Source organism: Pseudoxanthomonas sp. SE1 (assembly GCF_029542205.1).
Taxonomy (GTDB): Bacteria; Pseudomonadota; Gammaproteobacteria; order Xanthomonadales; family Xanthomonadaceae; genus Pseudoxanthomonas_A.
This window is the reverse complement of sequence record NZ_CP113783.1, coordinates 3,669,805-3,691,574: the sequence shown is the minus strand read 5'-3', so window position 1 is coordinate 3,691,574 and position 21,770 is coordinate 3,669,805. Positions and strand designations below refer to the sequence as shown.

18 protein-coding genes, 1 tRNA gene and 1 pseudogene are annotated in these 21,770 nt (G+C 64.9%); 10 read left to right on the top strand and 10 right to left on the bottom strand.

The genetic code is table 11. From position 1 onward, the window contains the following. Nucleotides 1-115: 115 nt before the first annotated feature. The 4 genes and pseudogenes from fucP to OY559_RS17485 all read left to right on the top strand — a co-directional run. Nucleotides 116-1,360 (top strand): annotated as a pseudogene (fucP, locus tag OY559_RS17500) (L-fucose:H+ symporter permease); the annotation flags it as partial. A 3-nt stretch (nucleotides 1,361-1,363) separates the two neighbouring features. After that, nucleotides 1,364-2,389 (top strand): carbohydrate kinase family protein, encoded by a 1,026-nt coding sequence (locus OY559_RS17495; RefSeq protein ID WP_277727560.1) that lies wholly within the window; start codon nucleotides 1,364-1,366, stop codon nucleotides 2,387-2,389. A 229-nt stretch (nucleotides 2,390-2,618) separates the two neighbouring features. Further along, nucleotides 2,619-3,065, top strand: a complete 447-nt coding sequence (locus tag OY559_RS17490) for an Hsp20/alpha crystallin family protein (protein WP_277727559.1) — start codon at nucleotides 2,619-2,621, stop codon at nucleotides 3,063-3,065. Nucleotides 3,066-3,125: 60 nt separating this feature from the next. Continuing rightward, nucleotides 3,126-3,368: a hypothetical protein gene (locus OY559_RS17485; protein WP_277727558.1), complete on the top strand. Its 243-nt coding sequence runs from the start codon at nucleotides 3,126-3,128 to the stop codon at nucleotides 3,366-3,368. A gap of 241 nt (nucleotides 3,369-3,609) precedes the next feature. Here OY559_RS17485 and OY559_RS17480 read toward each other — a convergent pair whose 3' ends face one another. The 4 genes from OY559_RS17480 to OY559_RS17465 all read right to left on the bottom strand — a co-directional run bounded on the left by OY559_RS17480 (nucleotide 3,610) and on the right by OY559_RS17465 (nucleotide 8,245). After that, nucleotides 3,610-4,551: a ribonucleotide reductase barrel domain-containing protein gene (locus OY559_RS17480; protein ID WP_277727557.1), complete on the bottom strand. Its 942-nt coding sequence runs from the start codon at nucleotides 4,549-4,551 to the stop codon at nucleotides 3,610-3,612. 53 nt (nucleotides 4,552-4,604) lie between these two features. Beyond that, nucleotides 4,605-6,608 carry a PAS domain S-box protein gene (locus OY559_RS17475; protein ID WP_277727556.1) on the bottom strand — a complete coding sequence of 668 codons (2,004 nt, stop codon included), beginning with the start codon at nucleotides 6,606-6,608 and terminating at the stop codon, nucleotides 4,605-4,607. An 8-nt stretch (nucleotides 6,609-6,616) separates the two neighbouring features. Continuing rightward, nucleotides 6,617-7,369 (bottom strand): response regulator, encoded by a 753-nt coding sequence (locus tag OY559_RS17470; RefSeq protein WP_277727555.1) that lies wholly within the window; start codon nucleotides 7,367-7,369, stop codon nucleotides 6,617-6,619. 162 nt (nucleotides 7,370-7,531) lie between these two features. After that, complete coding sequence (locus tag OY559_RS17465) at nucleotides 7,532-8,245, bottom strand: helix-turn-helix domain-containing protein (RefSeq protein WP_277727554.1); 714 nt, start codon at nucleotides 8,243-8,245, stop codon at nucleotides 7,532-7,534. A 256-nt stretch (nucleotides 8,246-8,501) separates the two neighbouring features. Here OY559_RS17465 and OY559_RS17460 point away from each other — a divergent pair, with 256 nt between their 5' ends. Beyond that, entirely contained in the window at nucleotides 8,502-9,143 is a 642-nt protein-coding gene (locus OY559_RS17460; RefSeq protein WP_277727553.1) for a BON domain-containing protein, read from the top strand. A 149-nt stretch (nucleotides 9,144-9,292) separates the two neighbouring features. Next, complete coding sequence (locus tag OY559_RS17455; RefSeq protein WP_277727552.1) at nucleotides 9,293-9,838, top strand: GNAT family N-acetyltransferase; 546 nt, start codon at nucleotides 9,293-9,295, stop codon at nucleotides 9,836-9,838. Between the two features lie 101 nt (nucleotides 9,839-9,939). Here OY559_RS17455 and OY559_RS17450 read toward each other — a convergent pair whose 3' ends face one another. Together OY559_RS17450 and OY559_RS17445 are read right to left on the bottom strand one after the other, a co-directional pair. Further along, nucleotides 9,940-10,785, bottom strand: coding sequence for a universal stress protein (locus OY559_RS17450; protein ID WP_277727551.1), 846 nt, complete (start codon nucleotides 10,783-10,785; stop codon nucleotides 9,940-9,942). 96 nt (nucleotides 10,786-10,881) lie between these two features. Further along, nucleotides 10,882-13,317 (bottom strand): cation-translocating P-type ATPase, encoded by a 2,436-nt coding sequence (locus OY559_RS17445; RefSeq protein ID WP_277727550.1) that lies wholly within the window; start codon nucleotides 13,315-13,317, stop codon nucleotides 10,882-10,884. A gap of 606 nt (nucleotides 13,318-13,923) precedes the next feature. Between OY559_RS17445 and OY559_RS17440 the strand changes: the two genes are divergently transcribed. Continuing rightward, nucleotides 13,924-14,394, top strand: a complete 471-nt coding sequence (locus OY559_RS17440) for a hypothetical protein (protein WP_277727549.1) — start codon at nucleotides 13,924-13,926, stop codon at nucleotides 14,392-14,394. Between the two features lie 143 nt (nucleotides 14,395-14,537). Here OY559_RS17440 and OY559_RS17435 read toward each other — a convergent pair whose 3' ends face one another. The 3 genes from OY559_RS17435 to OY559_RS17425 form a co-directional block, all read right to left on the bottom strand. Then, nucleotides 14,538-15,848, bottom strand: coding sequence for an NAD(P)/FAD-dependent oxidoreductase (locus OY559_RS17435; RefSeq protein ID WP_277727548.1), 1,311 nt, complete (start codon nucleotides 15,846-15,848; stop codon nucleotides 14,538-14,540). A gap of 673 nt (nucleotides 15,849-16,521) precedes the next feature. Further along, nucleotides 16,522-17,304, bottom strand: a complete 783-nt coding sequence (locus OY559_RS17430; RefSeq protein ID WP_277727547.1) for a hypothetical protein — start codon at nucleotides 17,302-17,304, stop codon at nucleotides 16,522-16,524. A gap of 323 nt (nucleotides 17,305-17,627) precedes the next feature. Next, nucleotides 17,628-17,704, bottom strand: a tRNA-Met gene (locus OY559_RS17425). 116 nt (nucleotides 17,705-17,820) lie between these two features. Between OY559_RS17425 and OY559_RS17420 the strand changes: the two genes are divergently transcribed. From OY559_RS17420 to bfr, 3 genes are all read left to right on the top strand, one after another. After that, on the top strand, nucleotides 17,821-18,420 hold the full coding sequence (locus tag OY559_RS17420; protein ID WP_277727546.1) for an RNA pyrophosphohydrolase: 600 nt from the start codon (nucleotides 17,821-17,823) through the stop codon (nucleotides 18,418-18,420). Nucleotides 18,421-18,487: 67 nt separating this feature from the next. Then, entirely contained in the window at nucleotides 18,488-18,700 is a 213-nt protein-coding gene (locus OY559_RS17415) for a (2Fe-2S)-binding protein (protein WP_277727545.1), read from the top strand. Nucleotides 18,701-18,820: 120 nt separating this feature from the next. Then, a complete protein-coding gene (gene bfr / locus OY559_RS17410; protein ID WP_142126194.1) occupies nucleotides 18,821-19,297 on the top strand; it encodes a bacterioferritin in 477 nt (158 codons plus the stop codon). On the opposite strand, the gene OY559_RS17405 is transcribed toward bfr, so the two are convergent. Then, nucleotides 19,264-21,768, bottom strand: coding sequence for a hybrid sensor histidine kinase/response regulator (locus OY559_RS17405; protein ID WP_277727544.1), 2,505 nt, complete (start codon nucleotides 21,766-21,768; stop codon nucleotides 19,264-19,266). The two genes, bfr and OY559_RS17405, sit on opposite strands and share 34 nt — an antisense overlap. Nucleotides 21,769-21,770 lie beyond the last annotated feature (2 nt).

Here is a 21,770-nt window from a genome sequence, read left to right as displayed (position 1 = left end):
CCCCTTTCTTCTTTTTCCCCATTCGCCCGTTGAGGTCTACGACCGCATGCCGATCGCACCATCCCCGCACTCCGTGACCTCCCCCCGGTCCGCCTCGGCGGTCACGCCGCGCGCGGCGCTGGCCGTGGTGACCACGATCTTCTTCATGTGGGGCTTCCTGACCTGCCTGAACGACATCCTGATTCCGCACCTGAAGGCCGTGTTCGAACTGAATTTCGCGCGCGCGATGCTGGTGCAGTTCACCTTCTTCGGCGCGTACTTCCTGATGTCGCTGCCGGCCGGCCGGCTGGTCGCGCACCTGGGCTACAAGAAGGGCATCGTGGCCGGCCTGGCCATCGCCGGCGTGGGTGCACTGGGCTTCTGGCCGGCAGCGGAACTGCGCGTGTACGAAGCCTTCCTGGGCGCGCTGTTCGTGTTGGCCACCGGCATCACCGTGTTGCAGGTGGCCGCCAATCCCTACGTGGCGCTGCTGGGGCCCGAACAGACCAGTTCCAGCCGTCTTACGCTGGCACAGGCGCTCAACTCGCTGGGCACCGCCATCGCGCCCCTGATCGGTGGCCTGCTGATCCTCGGCAACACGGTGAAGAGCGCCGACCAGATCGCTGCACTGCCTGTCGCCGAGCAGGTCGCCTATCGCGCGCAGGAAGCACAATCGGTGCAGGGCCCGTATGTCGGGCTGGCGGTGGTGCTGTTCCTGTTGGCGCTGTTCGTATTCCTGTTCCGCCTGCCCGCGCTGAGCGAGACCACCGAGTCCGCCGATCCGGTGCGGCACACGCTGGGCGACGCGCTGCGCCATCGCCACGTGCGTTTCGGCGTGCTGGCCATCTTCTTTTACGTCGGTGCGGAAGTGGCCATCGGCAGCTTCCTGGTCAACTACCTGTCGATGCCGGCCATCGGCGGTTTCAGCGAACAGGAAGCCTCGCGCTACGTGGCGGCGTACTGGACGCTGGCGATGATCGGGCGTTTTGCCGGTTCGGCGATCATGGTCCGCTTCTCGCCGCGCAGACTGCTGGCGCTGTTCGCGGTGGCCAACGTGGTGTTGCTGGCCACGACGCTGTTGGGCAGCGGGGCCCTGTCGCTGTACAGCGTGGTGGCGGTGGGCCTGTTCAATTCGATCATGTTCCCGACCATCTTCGCGCTCAGCATCGAGCGCCTGGGGCCGCTGACCAACAAGGCCTCCAGTCTGCTGATCATGGCCATCGTCGGCGGTGCCGTGGTGCCCTACTTGCAGGGTGTGCTTGCCGATGGCATCGGCGTGCAGGCGTCCTTCCTGCTGCCGCTGGTCTGCTATGGCTACATCGTGTTCTACGGCCTGTCGGGTTCGCGCCCGGCACCGGCCACGCAGGCGCAGGGAGCGTAAGCCATGTCGAAGATCGTCTGCTTCGGCGAGGCCCTGATCGACCTGCTGGCCCAGCCGCCGGCCACATCCGACACGCCGCGTGCGTTCCTCCAGTACGCCGGCGGTGCGCCCGCCAACGTGGCCGTGGCCGCAGCGAGGCTGGGCGCGGACACGCATTTCGCCGGCATGCTGGGCAACGACATGTTCGGCGACTTCCTGCTGCAGAGTTTCATCGCGGCCGGCGTGGCGACGGATTGCATCGTGCGTACCAGCGCCGCCAAGACCGCATTGGCGTTCGTGGCGCTGGACGAACGGGGCGAGCGCAGCTTCAGTTTCTACCGTCCGCCCGCCGCGGACCTGCTGTTCCGCAGCGCGCATTTCGTGCCTGCCTGCTTCGGTGGCACCGGCAGTTTCCATGTCTGTTCCAACAGCCTGACCGAAGCCGCCATCGCCGATGCGACCCTGGACGGCATGGCGCGTGCGCGGGATGCCGGGGCGATGGTCAGCCTGGATCTCAACCTGCGTCCGGCGTTGTGGCCGCAGGACACGGATCCGGCCCCCCGCTTGTGGCAGGCGTTGTCGGCCGCCGACCTGGTCAAGCTCTCGCAGGAGGAACTGGATTACCTGGCGCAGCCGCTGGGTGGCGGCGCCGAGGGCGAGGCGGCCGTGCGGGCGCGCATCTTCGAAGGCAAGGCGCAATGGCTGATCATCACGGATGGGGCGGCGCAGATCCGGTGGTACACACGGCAGACATCCGGACACGCACCGAGTTTCCGCGTCGAGGCGCGCGATACCACGGCGGCCGGTGATGCCTTCGTTGGCGGATTGCTGTTCCGCCTCGGGGAGCTGGGTGGCGATGGCCGGGGTTTCCATGCCTTCTGCGAGCATCAGGAAGGCCTCGCAGACGCCATCCGCTTCGGCGCCGCGGTGGGCGCGTTGGCGGTGACACGCAAGGGCGCATTCGCCGCCATGCCGTCGTTGACCGAAGTGAACCAGCTCCTGCGGGAGCAGCACCACGATTCCGCCGCGCGTGCGCTGAGAGAGGGCTGACAATCCTCTGGAAGCGCTGCGTCGTGGAGCCGCGCGCCGGGATGCAGACACCCGATGAGTGGAGCTTCCGGCAAGGTGCGTTGTCCCCTGCCTCGACCTGAAGCCGGCGCGGTGAGGCAATCACCTTCAATACTGAAACATTGACCGAGATCAAGACCTTCTCGCAGCCGCTGCGCATAGTGGCGGCTCGGCGGTTCATGGCGGGCCGCCACCTTTGCTGGAGAGTCCCATGACAATGCCTACCCGCTGGAACCCGTTTCGCCAGAACAACCGCTTTAGCGTGTTCCCGGAATTCAATGACCTCCTGCGCAACGTCAGTACGCATGGCTTACTGACGCGCCAGGATGAGAACATGCTGGAGATGCGGATGAGCGTGTCCGAGGACGACAGCGGATACCTCGTCAGGATCGACGTGCCGGGCGTCAGGAAGGATGACATCGACATCTCGATCGATGGCAATCAGGTTACCGTCAGCGCCGAGTTCGCTCGCGAGAAGAAGAGTGAGGATGAGAAGCCGCTCTACACCGAGCACTACGAAGGCCAGGCCTACCGCTCCTTCACGTTGCCCTCGGAAATCGACGACACCAAAGCGGAGGCCCACTACGACGGTGGCGTGCTGAGCCTGAGGCTGCCCAAGAAGGCAGGCAACGGTTCACGCAAGTTGGCGGTCAACTGACGCTGCTCACGGCCCCTGCACTGCTGAATCCCGGCAGGGGCACTGGAATGGAGAACGGCGATGCAACGCACCCGAACCCGTCCCGACAGCACACGGCAAGGGTCGCTTCGATCCGGCCTCGAAACCCGCAGCGCTGGCGAGGCGACCACCGAACCCAAGGCCGCGCATGCTCCGGCGGATGCCCCCATGCTGTCGGCGCTGAACCGGGTGCGCCGCTATATCGGTGAGCACCCCTGGATCATCCTCGGTGGGTTTGCCGCACTCATGCTGGTGGCAGGCGCCCTGTCGCGCGGCCGTCCTTAGGGAATGGCCACGATCATCCGCGTGACCGCTTCGACAGGCAGTCGCGACCTCAGGCGATGCTAGGGCTGGCTATCGTTGGGGATGGCGCGCGCACTGGGGCCGCGATGCATCCGATCGGAGCCAGAAGCCACGGACCCAAGTGCGTTGAGGGAGACACGGCGACATGCTGCAACAACCAGCGAGCGGTGCCGTCGGAGTCATTGCTGCACTGGAATGAGGCATTCCCGTTCCCCGGGACGGATCACCGGCGCGTGATGGTGCGGTCCTGACCGCGAGACGCCGGTATCCATGCGGGGCCTCCGTCGAGTCGGGTGTGCGAAGGCCGGATCTCCTGATCAATGCAGGGCTGTAGGGCGGCGATCAGCCTGGCATGTGCGACGAGCGTGCAGTTCCCCTGTTCGTCGTAGCCACGCATGGCGTCCCCCGGAAGCGGGTCGAGTGCATCGGCTGCATCATTGGCCAGCAGGGCCAGGCCGGGATGGGGATCCAGGGCAGTGACCTGGGGATGGCGGACGCCCTGCTTCAGCACTTCGGCAATGAGCGGCGCAGGCATTCTCCTGCGCCTCATGCGATCTGCGAACGAGTCGCGCGCCGAAGGTCCATTCATGCCTCCACGCTCGGCCGCCAAGTCGATGTTGCCGCGAAGAGAGCCTTCGGCCAGCAGCGTGGCCACGGTCATCGCGAACTGCCGTGCCGCTTCCGAACCATAGGGCATCTCCAGCATCCGGAATGCATCTGCCAGGCCGACGAGGCCCACACGGAGACTGCCGACATTGTCACTCCCATAACAAACGAGGGCGTCGTCCAGAAAGCGCGTGGCGAGCGCCGCAGTCTCGACCAGCCGGCTCCGGTCGAAGCAGGGCATGCCCATCCCGTCGCCGCTGACGAAGGCGGCGACATTGATCGCAGCGGCCGGATCCGATAGGCCCCGGTATGCCACGTCCGTTCCCGCGACCCGCAGCAGGCGTTCGTCCGGCAGCAACTGCCATCGGTTGAACGCCGTCACGAAGCGGTGAGCCCACAGTGGAGCCATTGAACCTTCCGCCGCCGCGACCGCATCGGCTACCCGTCGCCATGTCGCGTCGATGGAGGCATCGCGGGATCTCCCGTCCTGCCGCCAGCGGTAGCGCGAATCCCACGCCTCAACGGCAGCCAAAGACGTGAATCTGGTGACCGGTACCATGAGCGTTGCCCCCCGAACCTGTGCATGCATTCTGGTGGCCAGGGCGCTCGGCCTTATTGATCCACGTCAATCCTCTTTTGCCTGCACGCGTCGCTGAGGCTCCGGTGCAATGCCGCAGCGAGATCCTCGCGGCTGTAGGGCTTGCGCAGCGGCGCCAAGGTCGGTGCTTCGATAGGGTCCAGCGCCAGGACATCCTCGTATCCCGACGTGAGCAGGATGCCCAGGCCCGGATGGCTGGCCTTGGCCGCCTTGGCCAGCTCGACGCCGTTCATGCCGCCACCGAGCATGACGTCGGTGAACAGCAGCCGCACCTCCGCATTCCCTGAAAGATGCTCCAGGGCATCTGTGGCGGAACCCACTGCGCTCGCGCGGTAGCCCAGTGATCTGAGAAAGGCCAGAGCGATGTCGCGAACCGCGGGTTCGTCCTCGACCACCAGGACGAGCTCACCGTGGCCTTCCTGGGTGAGTCGAGGGGACTCGTTGCTGGTGGCGATGGCAACGGGTGCCGCGGGGAGGAGCAAAACGACCCGGGTACCGTGCCCCAGGCGGCTGTCGATCCGCAGCTTGCCGCCACTCTGTTCCGCAAACCCGTACACCATGCTGAGTCCCAGTCCGCTACCGCGGCCGGCGGGCTTGGTGGTGAAGAATGGTTCGACCGCACGCGCCATTGTCTCTGTCGTCATGCCGTGGCCAGTATCGGTGACGGAGAACATGATGCAAGGATGGCGCACCGTGACTCGCGAATCCGTTTCGACTTCGAGCTCCGCCTGCCGGGCGCTCAGGCGGATTTCACCACCCTGCGGCATGGCATCCCGCGCATTGAGCACCAGGTTGAGCAATGCCGAATCCAATTGCGCGGCGTCGGCATGGACGGCCGGGATCGTTGGCGGACACTCGACGATCAGCCGGATGGAATCACCCAGTGTCCGCCGCAACATGTGCTCCAGGTCCTCAAGCAGGCGGGGTGGCGACACGGCACTCGGACTGAGCCTTTGGCGACGGGCGAATGCCAGCAGCTTCCGTGTCAGCTCAGCGCCACGACAAGCGGAACGTGATGCGCTGGCAATCAGGTCGGCACTTTCCGGATCACCCGAGGACCGGTCTGCCAGCAGTTGCAGGCTGCCCGACATCACCGTCAGCAGATTATTGAAATCATGGGCGATGCCGCCGGTCAATTGCCCGATCGCATCCAGCCGCTGGGCATGGGCGAGCTGCTCCTCCGTCCGACGGCGCTGGATCATGCCGGCGACCAGGTTCGCGATCGAGCGCAACAAGTGCATGGCATCGTGATCGAGCGCGCGTTGCCCGGCCGAGCGCACCACGATCACGCCCATGGGGTGGTCGCGGTCGATCAACGGGACGACGGCACCGCTGCCTTTGTCGCCTCCCAGCAGCGGCAATGGCAACATTGCGGTCTGCAGATCGTCGATCACCCGGGGACGGCTGCTGCTCAACTGCTGCCAGTGCTCGGGAACCTCGAACAGTCCGCGCGAAAGCGCGGGCGCACCGAAGCAGGCCTGTACCTCCACCAGTGGCTTCTCCCTGAAGAAGGCGATCGCGACCGCATCGGCGCCAAGAGCGGCGGTCAGCAGCTGGGGCAGTCGCGCGATGAGTTCATCACCATCGGCGAGCTCGACGGCCTCCTGACCGATGCGCGCCACAAGTGCATCGTGGCGGGCACGGACCAGTGCCTCCCTCGCGCGCTGGGTTTCGGAGATGTCGCGGATCGAAGCCAGATAGCGTGGCCCTTCATCGGTCTGCAGCGGACTGAGCGCGATCTCGACCGGGAACTGTGCGCCATCGCGCCGCTGGCCGATCAACGCCATGCCCGCGCCTCCCATGGGCCGGATCCGTGGCATTCGCATGTAGCCGCATCGATGGGAGCGATGCCGCTCGCGCGCATCTTCGGGGATCAACTGCTCCACGCCCAGCCCCGTCAAACCGTCTTCGGCGTAACCGAACAGCCGCTCGGCCTGCCTGTTCGCGATCGAGATGCGGCCGGTTTCATCCACGACGAGGAGTGCATCGGGTACAGCGTGGAACAGCTGGGGAAACAAGAGGGGCCCTAACCAGCGGGCGCTGGAGCGGCGAGCATGTAGCCGACGCCGCGGATCGACTTGATGATCCGTGGGTGTGCAGGGTCTACCTCGATCTTGCGACGCAGCCGGTTGACCTGCATGTCGATGGCCCGATCGAACGGTCCCGTTTCCCGTCCGTGCGTCGCGTTCATCAGCTGGTCGCGGCTCAGCACCTGGTTGGGCCTCCTCAGCAAGGCGAAGAGCAGTTCGAACTCGCCGGTAGTGAGCTCGATGTCACAACCGTCACGATCGATCAGGCGGCGAGCCGACGTATCCAGGCGAAGGCCGAAGAACTCGAATCCGCTCTTCGCATGCGGCGCCAGGTGCCCGGGCGGCGGGGTACGTCGCAGCACGGAACGGATGCGGGCGAGCAGTTCTCTCAGGTCGAAGGGCTTGCTGATGTAGTCGTCCGCGCCTAGTTCAAGGCCGACCACGCGGTCCACCGATTCACCGCGTCCACTGACGATGATCAAGGGCCCCTGCCAATAGTGGCGAAGTTCACGGACCAGGCCGAGTCCATCCGTGTCCGGCAGCCCCAGGTCCAGCAGGATCACATCGACTTCAGTCGTTTCGAGCAGTGCGCGAAATCGGGCGCCGCTCGCAGCGACAGTGACCGTCAGGCCATGATTCTCCAGGTAGCGCGACAACATCCGCGTGATCTCGGCATCGTCATCCACCATCAGTACGCGCGGCCGGAGGCTTCCAAGCGCATCGTCGCAATGGGAGATGCGGTCCGGCATTGTAGGAGAGGCCTCTGGACGAAACGGGGAGGGACACACCTATCCCGATACGGCGATTTCACCAAAGATGCAAACACTATCGATATCGACCCGATGAACGGCACAAACAGGGCAACCTGACAAGGCGTGCCTGTACCGTCACCTGGCCCCATCTGCTGAGCCCTACGAACGGGCCAGCACCAACCTCAGCCCGGTTTCATCCCGGATGAGGATGTCGCGTCGATCAACCGAGATGAGGCCCTGGGCATCGAGGCGGGACAATGCGCGTGTGACGGTTTCAAGCTGAAGCGACAGGAAGCTGCCCAGGTCAGCCCGCGTCATGCGCAGCAACAGGTGCTGGGCACTGAAGCCCAGCATGTGCAATCGCGCCGCCAGGTCCAGCAGGAATGCGCCCACGCGCTGCTCGGCACTGAAGCGTCCCATCGCCAGCATCCAGCGCCCGTCCCGCCGTATCTCTGCCGCAAGCATCCCCGTGACATGAGGCAACAGGTCGCGTCCCTCTGCCTTCAGCCACGACAATGGCAGCTCCCAGACCTCGCTCGTATCCAGCGCGACCGCATCGCAGGCATGCACCGGCATGTCGAAGGAGTCGATTCCCAGCAGCGCACCGCGAAGATGGAATCCGGTGACCCGTTCCCAGCCATCCTCGCTGAGGACACAGGTCTTGAACAGGCCCGCATGCACGAGGTACAGGGCACGGCATGGCTGACCGGCGCGGAAAAGCCGTCGCCGGGCCTGTACCAGGCGACGCTGGAGGGGCGCCCTGTGCAGCAACGCGTCGATGCTCTGCAGATCGACATGGCCGACCGGCGGTTGGCCAAGGTCCGGAATCCATGCGGGCGTGCAGGATTCCGCGAAGTCACGAGTATCCAGCATCACGGCAGTCCTGGTGGGGGTGGGACACTCACGCTATGACACTTTCCCCGCTCGCCGACATCCATCCCGTTACGGCCTGTAACAGTGTGTAACAGGCGGAGACCGGGACAGCCCACTTGAAGGACATCGCCCGCCTGACCGTTGCCGCTTGTCATCCGAGCGACTCGACAGGTTGTTGATCCAGGTCAAGTCGCGCGCGCGCGCGTGGCGGTCAACTGGATGACGCCGCGGATCCTGCGGACAAGAGGATAAGAACATGAATGACAAGCAGCTGCGTCAGGCAGTCATCGATGAGCTCGACTTCGAGCCGAGCCTCGACTCCGCCGATGTCGGAGTATTGGCAGAGGATGGCGTGATCACACTGACGGGACACGTGCCCACGTACTATCAGAAGCTGAGCGCCGAACGTGCGGCCTGGCGGGTCAAGGGCGTCAAGGCGATCGCTCAGAATATCGAAGTCCGTTTCGCAAGCGATACCAGCGACGAGGAAATCGCCAAGCGGGCCTTGGGCGTGCTCAAGTGGAGCAGCACCGTGCCATCGGACATCCACCTGACAGTGAACAAGGGGTGGATCACGCTTGAAGGCAAAGTCGACTGGCAATATCAGCGCACTGGTGCGGAGAGTGCACTTCGCTCATTGAGGGGCGTGACGGGCATATCCAACAACATCGTCATCAAGCCCACAGTGCAGGTCCCGGTGGTCCAGCAGCGGATCGAGGATGCATTGAGGCGCAGCGCCGACGTGGAAGCCAAGCAGATCCGTATCGCGGTGAAGAACGGCGACACGGTGACGCTGGACGGCAAAGTCGATACGTGGAGCGAGCGGGTGGCCGTCGAACGGGCGGTGTGGTCGACACCGGGCGTCAAGGATGTGATCGATCACCTGGTGATCACTTGAGCACATGTCCGGGATGCCGCATGAGCACTGTGCTCCGGTCCTGATCGGACCGGAGCATGCTGCTTTGCGCCAGGGCCCTGGGGAGATCCGGGGGATGCTCGGTCATCTTCATTGATCTACAACGCACATGCATGCAAAGGACGCTTCTCATGAACGATACGACGCTGCCCGACGCATCGAAAGAGTCGGATGTCTGGTACGAAACCTTGCGCGATGGCCATCGCGTCCTCGTGCGGCATATCCGACCCCAGGACCGCGAGGCTGAGCGTGAATTCATCGAGTGCCTTTCCAATCAAGCCAAGCACTACCGCTTCCTCGGTGGGGTGCTGCATCCCAGCGAGAACCTCCTGTCTCAGCTCACTGTCCTGGATCGATCACGCGAAGCCGCGCTGGTGGCCATCGAGGCCGGGCGCGGCGACGGTTGCATGCTCGGCGTCGCCCGCTACAGCGCTGGCGCCGGCAGCTTGCGGTGCGAGTGCGCGGTGACCGTAGCCGATGCATGGCAGCACAAGGGACTGGGGACGGTGTTGATGCAGCGCCTGATCGAAGTTGCACGAGCCAACGGCATGAAGACGATCTATTCCATGGATCTTGCCGACAATGCGTCGATGCACGATCTTGTCCGCGGTCTGGGTTTCGATACGCGTCCCGACCCGGATGACGCCTCGCAAGTCATCCACGAATTGCGACTGTAGACTCACGCTGCGAGCGGGCAGAGGATATCCGTCGCGCCAGCCGATGCACCGGCTGGCGCGGCGTTCCTGCCTCCGCGCGCACGCTGCAACCTCCCTCATGGTCAATGCGCGAAGAGGACAGGAAGATGCGCCGCCCGCAACAGGGTGCGTGTCGCGCCACCCAGCAACCATTCGCGAGCACGCGAATGCCCGTAGCCCCCCGCCACCAGAAGCTGCGCGCCCGACTCCCGGCAATGCCGTAGCAGCGTCAGAGCGACCGACTCGACGATCAGGGGCTTGCTCACCATGTTGACATCGAGGTCGTGGCGGGCGAGATGAAGGCTGATGGCCCGGAGGTCGGGGTCCTCTTCGCCCTCCGCTTCCCCCGGGCGCTCCCTTATACGGACCACGTCGACCGATGCCGCCGCTGACATCAGGGGGAGCGCATCGTTCACGGCCCTGGCGGCTTCTTGCGAAGGATGCCAGGCGACGACGACGTGCTGCGCTGCGGACTGAATCGCGGCATGGGAGGGCACCATCAGTACCGGTCGCCCACTTTCGAACAACAGCGCTTCAAAGTACCTTTGGGCCATGCGGGACGGCTCGTTGTCCGGATTCGCGACGCCCACGACAGACAGGTCGGCGTAACGGGCCTGGAGAGCTGCAAGATGGCTCGGTTCCTGGAGCATCGATTCTTCGAGGCGAACCTCCCATGAGATCCCCTCCTTCTCCAGGCGGGTCCGGAGCTTGGCTGCGTTGCGGTTCCCGGTCTCCCGCAGCTCATCGTAGATGGCGAGCATGCTCGGTTCAGGCGTGAGTCCCCATGGATCGATGGTGGGCTGGGGGAGGCTGACGGGTTCCAGCACGGTCAGGTGGGCCTGGAATCGCGACGCCATCGCGATGGCGTGCGTGAGCGCGTCATCGTCGCCGGGCGTCGCGGTCATGGGAAGAAAGATGTCTTTGATCATGGCGGGATCCTCGGGTGGGCTGTGCGTACAGTCGTCCACGAGCCAAGGCTGCGTATTGACCTGGATCAACAGCGATGGTGTCGAGGAACTCGCACCTCATCGATGCGGGGATGCCGGTGGCCTCGATCCCATCGTCCTTGCGATGCCGTCAGCGACGAACAGGAGCACGGGCGGCAACAGAACAGCGACCAGTGTCAATGGCACGGGCGGGGATTCGAATCCTGACCAGCCCGACACGCTGCGCACCTGCGTCGCCACGCCCGTCAGGACGGAAGCGGCGAGGACGATGGACCAGAATGTCGGATTCCGCCGGCGCCACCATGCCTTCCGGCCATGAAGTGTCCGGTTGGCCACGATGAGCGAAAGGTTGCCCATCACCAGAGCGATGAAGGCGAGCGCACCATTCTGCGCCGCCGCGAGCCCGCTACTGCGCCCCAGCATGTAGACGACGCTCACGGCAAGCAAGGCGATCAACCCCTGCGCGAAGCTTTCGAACAGCAAACGGGTGCCGAGCAGGTGGTGCGAGGGGTCCCGGGGCGGACGGTGCATCACATCATGGACGCCAGGCTCCTGTTCGAACACCAGCGTGGAGGCCGGATCGATGATCAACTCAAGGAACACCACGTGCAGGGGCAGCAGCACGAGCGGATCACCCAGCAACAGCGGCAATAGGGCGAGCCCGGTGATCGGTACGTGGACCGACAGGATGTAGCGCACGGCTCTGACGATGTTGTCGTAGATGACGCGTCCATTCCTGATCGCGCGGATGATGGTGACGAAGTTGTCGTCAAGCAGCACGATGGAAGCGGCTTCCCGGGCCACCTCGGTACCCCGCTTCCCCATGGCGATGCCAACGTGTGCCGCCGCGAGTGCCGGCGCATCATTGACGCCATCCCCGGTCATGGCAACAACATGACCGGCCTGGCGGAGTTCGTCGACCATGGCCAGTTTCTGCTCGGGCTTCACCCGGGCGAAGATGTTGGCCTCGCCGCAGATGCCCGCCTGTGCGGCGATCGCGCGGGCGGTCTCTGGATGGTCGCCTGTCAACATCACCACGCGCACCCCTGCAGCGAGTGCCTCCCTTATCGCCTCCGGGACGCCATCGCGCAGAGGATCGGCGAAGCCGATCAGTCCCCGCCATTGCAGCGGACAGTCCTGCAACGTCGCTGGGGCGGCCTCAAGCCCGGTGGCGGTCGCAACAGCAAGCACACGCAGGCCGCGCCGTGCCATGGATGCCGCGCCGGCGAGCAGTCCGGCACGTTGGTCAGGTTGCAACTCGCACAGGGCGGCCACGGTTTCCGGCGCACCTTTGCAGTAGACGTTGACATCCGGCCGGTCCAGAGAAGGGCGCCACGCGTGGCCGACCACGGGCAATGGTCGCATCAAGGGATACTCCCGCACGCGCTGCGCGCCAAGTGGGCGCGCGGCTGAAGGGCGGTCGCCCACCGCGGTCCGCAAAGCGCGCTCCATGGGGTCGACCGGATCGTCCGCACTCGCGGCGTCGCCGCATTCGATCAGGCTCTGCGCATGCGGCGGAAGCGGCACGGGCAGCATGATGTGTCCCTCAGGCGTCAACAGTTCCGCCACGGCCATGCGGTTCTCGGTCAGGGTCCCGGTCTTGTCCGTACACAGCACGGTCACCGCGCCAAGGGCTTCGATCGCGGGCGGGCGACGGACCAATGCCTGATGCCGGGCCATGCGCCATGCACCGAGGGTCAGGAACACCGAAAGCACGACCGGAAATTCCTCCGGGATATTGGCCATCGCCAGCGTGATGCCCGCGAGGGCGGCCTGCAGCCAATCGCCATGCACCGAAAAATGGAGGATGACTACGCTGGCGCTGACGACGAGCGCGAGCAACGCGAAAACGGTGATCGCATGTCGTATCTGCCGCTGCAATGGGGTAGGCGGAGTGCGCACGCTGCCCAGCGCCACGCCGATGCGACCGATGGCGCTGCGGGCACCAGTGGCGACGACTTCCGCCAGCGCGTGTCCGCTCAGGACAAGCGTTCCAGCATGGATCCTGTCTGTTGATGCAGACCCTGCGGCGCGACGTACCGGCATGGACTCGCCTGTCAGCATTGACTCATCCAGTTCAAGCTCAGAGACATGTCCATCGCCTGTGGGCAGCAGACGGGCGTCCGCAATCACCCGGTCTCCTTCCGCCATCAACAGAATGTCGCCGACGACGATGTCTTGCGCAGGAAGCAGCACGCTCTCACCGTCGCGACGCACTCGCGCGCGGGGACTGCTCAGGTCGCGAAGCGCGTCCAGCGCACGTTCTGACCTGTATTCCTGATAGAAGGCCAGCCCGATCACGAGCAGAACCGAAACGGCCAGAACCGATGCCTCGGGAAGATCTCCCAGCACCAGGTAGATCGCTGCGGCCGCAACGAGCAAGGCCAGCATGGGTTCCCGGATGACCCCCGCGGCGATGCGCAGGCTGCTGCGACCTTCGGCTCGCGGCATCAGGTTGGGGCCATTTTCCTCGAGTTTGCGTCTCGCATCGGCGGAGCTCAGGCCAGCGGGCATCGTCTGCCCGGGTCGTGAGTATGACGCCGCCGAGCCTGCGGTATTCACGGGCCCGGTAACCATCGGCGCGGCCTCGTCGGAGCGCGGACGCAAGGTCGCGCTGCCCGCATTGTGTCGCCGCCGCATGCGGCAGATAACCAGGGCGCAGCGAGATGGTCGTGTAGAACCCGAGACCGGGGCGGTATCGTTCCCATACCGATGACGCGTGCCTCAGAGTGTGTCGGAGTTGGAAGCGAGGGCATTGGCAGTCCATCCGGGTGTCATGCGTGCGGACGCGTCGATCCCCATGTGCATACGATCCGGTCGCTACCGGAGACTGCAGATCGCACTGTTGCGATGCGCGACCAGCGGTGGGTAATGGTGGTTTTTTTCATGCGAAGTTCCTGCCAGCCATGGATCCTGAGCCTATCGTCCGACTTGTGTTCCGTTCTTGATCCCCATCAAGAACACTGCGATGAAGCGCCTGCGCATCCGCACCATGAGTCGGGCAAGGCCTTGAGGTGATGCCTCACCGCTTGTTGACCAGGATCAAGAGAAGCACCACGGAAGCTTCTTAAGGTGCGGGTACGCCAATGTCGGCGGACTACGACCTCAAGGAGTAGGGCCATGAAGAAGACAGCGACGACATGCCTGCTTGCCGCAATCTTGCTGGTGGGGGCGACTTCCGCGGTTGGCTCGGAGCGCGATCTGAGCTGCGCACTCGAGTTCAGTTCGAAAGAATGGTCGGCCCTGTATGCCAGTGTCGTGGGCGAGGGCACTGTCACCTGCAAGGATGGCATGTCCATTCCCGTGGCGATTCGAGCGAATGGTGTCGGCATAACGGCCGGGAAATGGAAGATCACCGACGGAACGGGGAAGTTCACCGATGTGGCCAGGATCGATGATGTGTTGGGCCATTACCTGGCATTGAGCGGAGATGTCGGCGTGGTCAAGGCCGGCACCGCGCGCGTGCTGAGCAAAGGCAAGGTATCCCTCGTATTGACGGGAAAAGGCGAGGGGTTCGATATCGGGATCGCGATCAGCGATTTCAGGATCAGCCGGCGGAACCCACGCCCCAGCGAGAAGGGCGACATCTGATTCCGGAGCGCGATACCGGGATCGAATCCGTCCTGCCTCCCGCGGATGAAGCCTGTCGTGCCTGTACGCGGCAGGCCGTGGTGCGAGTCCGGCGTACCCATCGCACACTGGATTGCGTCAGGCATGCCCCGGGTGTCCGAAGATCAACCCGATTTGCGCTTGGGATGCTCCGGAGCAGCGTGTGGCTTCAAGCGTTCGATCCCAAGCATGGCGAGGACGTATTTCTCGATGACAGGCTCACTGGTGCCATGGCGCATCTTGAACAGGAAGTATTTCTCGAAGGCGACCTTGGCCAGATGCACCCAGTGCCCCTCGCGCGTCCAGGTGACGTTGCGCGGCGGGATCTGCGGCAAGGCCACGAACGCGATGCCCGAATCCCCCATGTCGGCCAGGCAGACGGCATTCCACGTACCCTCGAACGTGGCGGGTTTGCCATCGAGTTCGGCCTGGATGTTGCGCACCAGAGTCGTCACCATCGATTCGATCATGAAGCCGGTCTTGGGCGCGCCGGTGGGCACCGGCGTGCTTTCGACCGGAGGAATGGCCACGCAGACGCCGGCGGCGAAGATGTTGCGATGGCGGACGCTGCGCTGGTGGCGATCGACCAGGACGAAGCCGCGCGGGTTGCACAACCCGTCGACGGCCGCGACGGCATCTACGCCCTTGAAGGCCGGCAGGAGCATCGCGTAACGGAACGGCAGGACGTGCTCGTTCTTCGGTTCGCCGTGCGCGTCCACTTCCTCCACCGACATCTCCGTTTCACGGACGCCGCGTACCCGGGCGTTGTCGATCCAGCGGATGTGCCGCTTGCGCAACTCCGATTCCAGCATGCCCTTGGAATCGCCGACGCCTCCCAGCCCCAGGTGGCCGACGTAGGGCTCGCTGGTGACGAAGCACATGGGCACCCGGTCGCGCAGCTTGCGCCGGCGCAGGTCGGTCTCGAGCATCAGCGCGAACTCGTAGGCCGGCCCGAAGCAGCTCGCACCCTGTACCGCGCCGATCACGATGGGGCCGGGATCTTCCAGGAAATGCTGGTAGGCCTCCCAGGCCCGCGAGGCGTGCTCGGTCGTACAGATCGACTGCGTGTACCCCGGTGCAGGCCCCATGCCGGGAACTTCTTCGAAGGCCAGTCTTGGCCCCGTACAGATGATCAGGTAATCGTAGCTGTGCCAGAGACCATCGGCGGTGCGCACGCAGTTCCCGGCGATGTCGATGTGCACCGCTGGCGAAGGCGTGAAGCCGATGTCCTTGTTCTTGAGGGGAGGTGCAGCCGGCAGAGTGAAGTCGTCTGCTTCGCGCCAGCCCACGGCCAGCCACGGATTGGAAGGCGTAAAGCTGAACCGGTCGCCATCGCCGATCACCGTGATGGGATGGTTCGGGCCCAAGGTGCTGCGCAATTCGTAGGCCGCGCTCATGCCGGCCAGGCCGGCGCCGAGGATGAGGAATCTGGCCATGACGCGTGCCTCCCGAGTGATGACCCATGATCGTCGGCGCGTGGCCGCATCCATTGACCGGGATCAACGATGTGGCCGATTCCGGCGTCGGCCTGCAGCCCGCTCAGGCCGTATCGCCGTGAGGGCGTCCATCGGACTGCGCGCGCTCGCGCCGGATCGTCTGGAACTCCTCCAGTTGGCGGCGCAGGGCATCGATGGCCTCGCTGGCGGCCACGTAGGCATCTTCGTGCGCGCGATCCGCCTCGTGACGTCCCCCTCGGATTGGGGAGCGAGGCTCGCGTCGGCCTTGCGGCGTTTGGCGGAATGGTGGTGCGAATTGGGGAAGCCCGAGTTGCGGTTAGCAGAACCTGGAGCTTGTTTGGAGTCTTTCGCTCCTAAGCCGATCTAAAGCCAGGCCACACCTGCCGAGAGCTACTTGCCCTACCCAACAAAAAAACCCGCCTGACGGCGGGCTTTTCTCAACGCGTTGATTCCGCTCGGGAATCTGGTGGCTATGGGTGGACTCGAACCACCGACCCCAGCATTATGAGTGATCGCTCGATTAGGCCAAGTGCCTGAAAATACTGAGAAAAGTCAGTGATTTCCTAAGGCGGATGGCCGACTTACGGGTAGGTAAGCTGGCCGGTAGGGTTGGGCACGCAGCTGCGCGGTCAGCTCTCCGCTCAGGGGTTACTCAGTTGTCCGGGTGTCCCAGCTTGTCGCCCGAAGACGCCAGCCGCGCGTCCCAGAACCATCCGGTGTAGACCTTCGTGCTGCCCCAACTCCAGTCGGCACCTGGCTGGACGTTCCAGTTGACGCCGCAGTCCCACTTCCCTTGGATGCGGAGACAGATACGCACGCTGAGCGGTTCGCGGCACGTGTTGGTGATCTTCCGTGCTGAGCCCTGCGGGAAAGCGGTGTTTGGGGCATCGAAGGGCTGCGTCGCACAGATCGGACGTTGTCCCGTCCCACCATTCGCTGCGGGCGCGGAGGTGTTGTTCGCAGCCTGGCGGGTTTGGCCAGTTTGGTTCGAGCTGTCTCCCGAATACTGGTCGTCGTCACTCTCAGACTGATCGCCAGCATCATTGCGCGACGATTGCCCGTCGCCGGAGTCGCGGCCGGCATACCCCTGATTAGCAGGGCGCCAAGGTTCGAGATCGGTTTGGAAACCAGCCTCCCACTTCTGGATGAAGTTCAGTCGTCCCTGAGCCGCCATAGCAGGGTTTGGCACGGCGGTGGAGCACTGCGACATACGCTGGAGCTTCGACGGGTACTTCCGGTCGATATGAGCCTTCCACGCCGAGGTGTAGTCACCACTACCGTCGACCGGAAAGGTCTCTGAAACGGCGACCACACCATCAATATAGGGGTTCGACGGGTTATCGGTGATCAGTGAAGTGCACAGCGTGGTCTGCTGCGCATGCGCAGCCAGCGGCAGAGCGCCCAGAAGCGTCAGGACGACGATAGTCCGGTTCATGAATTCCCCTGTGTATAGATGGTGAAGCTGCGCAGCCCCCCAGCCGCGCTCCCCATCGCGATTGTGAATTAGAACTGCGGAAAATCAAGGGACAGCGCATCAGGGGGCCTTCACGCGTGACCAAACATCCCTACGCGCCGCCAAGTGCGCCGGCGTGACGCATGACTGGCAAAGCCCGGGCCCGAGATGGGGGAGAGGGGCTCAAGGATGGGGGTGCGGAGAAGAGGCCCCTAAGCCGCCCGGCGCTCTCCCCATTCCATCGACCAACAAGAAACCCGCCTCGCGGCGGGTTCGTTTCAACGCGTTGATTCCGCTCGGGAATCTGGTGGCTATGGGTGGACTCGAACCACCGACCCCAGCATTATGAGTGCTGTGCTCTAACCGGCTGAGCTACATAGCCGCGTGAACCGCGTATTCTTCATTTCGACCCCCTGCCTGTCAAGCCGGGGTGCCGTGCTTGTCGCCTGCGGCAGGGCGTGGCAGAGTCGGGGACAGTAGATTTATGGAGTCCGCATCGTGATCGATCCGGACGGCTACCGACCCAATGTCGGCATCGTGTTGATGCGGCCGGATGGCCGGGTGTTCTGGGCGCGACGCGTGCGCCGGGATGGCTGGCAGTTCCCGCAAGGTGGCATGAACACGGACGAGACGCCGGTCGAGGCCATGTACCGCGAGTTGCGCGAAGAAACAGGCCTGTTGCCCGAACACGTGGAAGTTCTGGGCGTCACGCCGGGGTGGCTTCGCTATCGCCTGCCGCCGCGCGCCATCAGGCGCAACGAACGCCAAGTCTGCATTGGCCAGAAGCAGGTCTGGTTCCTGCTGCGCCTGGTCGGCGACGAAGCGCACGTCCGCCTGGACCTCACCGAGAGCCCTGAATTCGATCACTGGCGCTGGGTGGATTTCTGGTATCCGCTCGAACACGTGGTCATGTTCAAGCGCCGCGTGTACGCCAGCGCACTGGGGCATCTGGCCTCGTTCGCCCGTGGGGTCGCGGGCCCGCAAGCCATTCCCCCGCAGCTGCCCGATCCCCGGGCTTCGGTGGACGGGAACCGCTGGCGTGGCCGTGACCGGCCGGCACGTAAACGGGGCGGTACCGGCGAACCTGCCAAGAATTGACAATCATTCTCATCTTGGGTGAAATGGCGTCGGGCCATCCCGTGCCCGCCGCACTGCCACTGCCACCGTGTACGTCTGCATCTGCAACGGCGTGACCGACCGCCAGATCCGTGAAGCCGCCGCCGCGGGATGCACCACCGTGGCCGAACTGACCATGCGCACGGGCGCGGGCGCCAACTGCGGCAGCTGCCTAGACATGGCGATGGACGTACTGCAGGCCGCGCAACCTGTGTCGCGTGAGCCGCTGTTTCCCATCCTGACGCTCTCGCACGCAGCCTGACGTCCTCGCGACCGCCTGTCGGCGGTGCGGCATCGCTCCAGAATGATCACGATTCGCGTTCCGTCACGGCGCGCGTGCACGGGCTAACCTTTGCCGTCCTTCCGCCCACGGAGCATGGCCATGAAAGGCGACGCCAAGGTCATCGAGTACCTCAACAAGGCGCTCTACAACGAGTTGACCGCCATCAACCAGTACTTCCTGCACGCCAAGATGCTCAAGAACTGGGGCTTCAAGGAACTGGCCGAGCACGAGTACAAGGAATCCATCGACGAGATGAAGCATGCCGACAAGCTGTCGGAGCGCATCCTGTTCCTTGATGGCCTGCCCAACTTCCAGGCGCTGGGCAAACTGCGCATCGGCGAAACCCCGCGCGAGATCCTGGAGTGCGATCTGGCGCTGGAACAGGAAGCGTTGCCGCTGCTGCGCGAGGCGATCGCGTACTGCGAATCGGTGGCCGATTACGTCAGCCGGCAGCTGTTCGCGAACATCCTCGATTCCGAAGAAGAACACATCGACTGGCTGGAAACGCAGCTGTCGGTGATCGACCGCATCGGCGAGCCGAATTACCTGCTGACCAAACTCGAAGGCGACGACTGACCGGTCGCTGGCGTCGGCGGCAACAGCGGCCTGCCGAGCTGTTGCGCCGCGTAGCCCTGCAGCGCCATGCGCGCGCGCGCGTACTCGGCGATGACCAGTGCCACGGCGACTGCCGGGCGCTCCAGCTTGCGGGCGCGGGCGCCCAGTTCCACGCGCTTGGCGGCGGCCGACAAGGCCATCGCGCCCACGTTGGCGCTGGATGATTTGAGCGTATGCGCGGCGTCGCGCATGGCATCCAGGTCGGGCACTGCTGCCGCCTTCTCGAGCGTACCGATCAGGCGTGGCGCGTCTTCCAGGAAGATGGTGATGATGCGCGTGGTCTCGTCACCTGCGATCTCGCGCAGTTCCTCCAGCATGGTCTGGTCAAGCACCGGAAAGCTCGGCGCCGGCGCGCGCGCGGTGGCGACAGCCGGGACCGGCGGCGCCGGCTCTGCGGCAGGCACCAGCGCAGCGTTGCGCAGCACGAAGTTCATACGGTCCGGCAGCCAGCGGTGCAGGCAGCTTTCCAGCTGCTCGCGCGACACCGGCTTGGCGAGATAGTCGTCCATGCCGGCGTCCAGGCAGCGCTGGCGATCGCCGGCCATCGCATTGGCCGTCATCGCGACAATGGGCAGGCGGGGGACGCCATCGGTGCGCTGCGCCTCCAACTCGCGCCAGCGCCGCGTGGCGGCGTAGCCGTCCAGTACCGGCATCTGGCAGTCCATCAGGATGAGGTCGAAATGCTCCACCTGCATGCGCTTGATGGCGATGTCGCCATTGGCTGCGGTCTCGCAATTGAAGCCCAGTGCTGACAGCAGCTTCTGCGCCACCAGCAGGTTGACCGGATTGTCTTCCACCAGCAGCAGGCGGGGCTCGGTGCGCATGGCACTGACGACGGCGGGTTCCGGTCCCGGAACGGGCGCCTCCGCCTCATGCGTTGCGGGAGCGGCCGCTGCTTGCAGCTCACGGGCGTCGGTTGTTCGCGGCAACTCGGGGCCAGGCAGCGGAGCCGGGTTCCCGGTTTCAGGAAATATCTCCTCCATGGCAATGGCGACCACGTCCGGATCATGTTCCGGCGCGGCACCGGTCAGCGCTGCACGGAGGTCCGCATCCGGCGACTGCCGCGACAGCAGCGTGCTGCGCGGGTGCAGTTCGGTCGGGACGGTCTCGTCGCCGTACAGCCAGACCAGGCGCAGCGGATCGGGCGATGGGCGACGTGCGATGGCGCGGTGCAGCGCCAGTGCGGTACTGCGGATGCCGCTGATGTCGGCGAGCACCGCCAGATAATCCTGCTGCGCCTGTTCGCTGACCATGCGCAGCCGGTCCAGCGCTTCCTGCGTGGTTTCCACCGCCATCGGCTGCATGCCCCAGTTGGTGGCCAGCAGGGTGAGGCGCTGCCGCAGTCGTGCATCGGGCGAGACGATCAGCACGCGGCCATGGTCCAGCGCACCGTTGTCGCGCTGGCGCAGGTCGCCGATGACCTTCATCAGCGGGACCTCGAACCAGAACGTGGAACCACGCCCGATTTCCGAAACCACGTCGATGCGGCCACCCATCAGGTCGACGATGCGCCGGCAGATAGCCAGGCCAAGCCCAGTGCCGCCGTACAGTCGGGTGGTGGACGCGTCGGCCTGGCTGAAGGAATGGAAGAGGCGATGGCGCGCGTCTTCTTCGATGCCGATGCCGGTGTCCCGCACTTCGAAGCGCAGCAGATGCTGCGCGGCGGTTTCGCCGAGCCGCCGCACGACCAGCGTGACCGAGCCGCGATCGGTGAACTTGATCGCGTTGCCGACCAGGTTGGTCAGCACCTGGCGCAACCGCACCGGGTCGCCACGGACCGGCAGGCGCACCGCGGGATCCAGTTGCAGGCTCAGTCGCAGCCCCTTGTTCTCCGCGGGGCGGTACATGAGCTGCAGCACGCTGTCGAGCAGCTCGCGCAGGTTGAACCCGGTGATCTCCAGCTCCAGCTTGTTCGCTTCGAGTTTGGAGTAGTCGAGGATGTCGTCCACGATCCGCAGCAACTGGTGCGAGGAGGCGGTGGCTGTGCTCAGCATCTCGCGCTGGTCCGGTGCCAGCGGCGCACGCGACAGCATCTCCAGCATCGGCACGATGCCGTTGAGCGGCGTGCGGATCTCGTGGCTCATCGTGGCCAGGAATTCGCCCTTCGCCATCGCAGCCGATTCGGCGGCCTGCTTGGCGCGCATCAACTCCTGCTCCAGCCGGTCGTGGCGATGCAGGTCCCGTTGCAGGCTGTCGCGTTCGGATTCGGCCATCGCCGCACGCGCCTGCACACCGGCGCGCTGCCGGGCTTCGCTGCGCGATTGCAGTCCGGTGGCGATAGCCGCTGCCAGCCCCGCTGCGCCTGTTCCGAGTGCGACGGGCAGCCAGGGACCCGCGATGCCGGCCCAATGCAGTCCCATCGATGCGACCGACGACGCGGCAAGCGCCGCCGTCACCCACGGCATCACCGGCGTCCGTCCGGTGGTGGGCATCG

What these genes read in the sequence shown, in the direction of transcription:
- OY559_RS17495 (WP_277727560.1), top strand. Translation starts at nt 1,364, where the DNA reads ATGTCGAAGATCGTCTGCTTCGGCGAGGCCCTGATCGACCTGCTGGCC.
- OY559_RS17490 (WP_277727559.1), top strand. Translation starts at nt 2,619, where the DNA reads ATGACAATGCCTACCCGCTGGAACCCGTTTCGCCAGAACAACCGCTTT.
- OY559_RS17485 (WP_277727558.1), top strand. Translation starts at nt 3,126, where the DNA reads ATGCAACGCACCCGAACCCGTCCCGACAGCACACGGCAAGGGTCGCTT.
- OY559_RS17480 (WP_277727557.1), bottom strand. Translation starts at nt 4,551, where the DNA reads ATGGTACCGGTCACCAGATTCACGTCTTTGGCTGCCGTTGAGGCGTGG.
- OY559_RS17470 (WP_277727555.1), bottom strand. Translation starts at nt 7,369, where the DNA reads ATGCCGGACCGCATCTCCCATTGCGACGATGCGCTTGGAAGCCTCCGG.
- OY559_RS17465 (WP_277727554.1), bottom strand. Translation starts at nt 8,245, where the DNA reads ATGCTGGATACTCGTGACTTCGCGGAATCCTGCACGCCCGCATGGATT.
- OY559_RS17460 (WP_277727553.1), top strand. Translation starts at nt 8,502, where the DNA reads ATGAATGACAAGCAGCTGCGTCAGGCAGTCATCGATGAGCTCGACTTC.
- OY559_RS17455 (WP_277727552.1), top strand. Translation starts at nt 9,293, where the DNA reads ATGAACGATACGACGCTGCCCGACGCATCGAAAGAGTCGGATGTCTGG.
- OY559_RS17450 (WP_277727551.1), bottom strand. Translation starts at nt 10,785, where the DNA reads ATGATCAAAGACATCTTTCTTCCCATGACCGCGACGCCCGGCGACGAT.
- OY559_RS17445 (WP_277727550.1), bottom strand. Translation starts at nt 13,317, where the DNA reads ATGCCCGCTGGCCTGAGCTCCGCCGATGCGAGACGCAAACTCGAGGAA.
- OY559_RS17440 (WP_277727549.1), top strand. Translation starts at nt 13,924, where the DNA reads ATGAAGAAGACAGCGACGACATGCCTGCTTGCCGCAATCTTGCTGGTG.
- OY559_RS17435 (WP_277727548.1), bottom strand. Translation starts at nt 15,848, where the DNA reads ATGGCCAGATTCCTCATCCTCGGCGCCGGCCTGGCCGGCATGAGCGCG.
- OY559_RS17430 (WP_277727547.1), bottom strand. Translation starts at nt 17,304, where the DNA reads ATGAACCGGACTATCGTCGTCCTGACGCTTCTGGGCGCTCTGCCGCTG.
- bfr (WP_142126194.1), top strand. Translation starts at nt 18,821, where the DNA reads ATGAAAGGCGACGCCAAGGTCATCGAGTACCTCAACAAGGCGCTCTAC.
- OY559_RS17405 (WP_277727544.1), bottom strand. Translation starts at nt 21,768, where the DNA reads ATGCCCACCACCGGACGGACGCCGGTGATGCCGTGGGTGACGGCGGCG.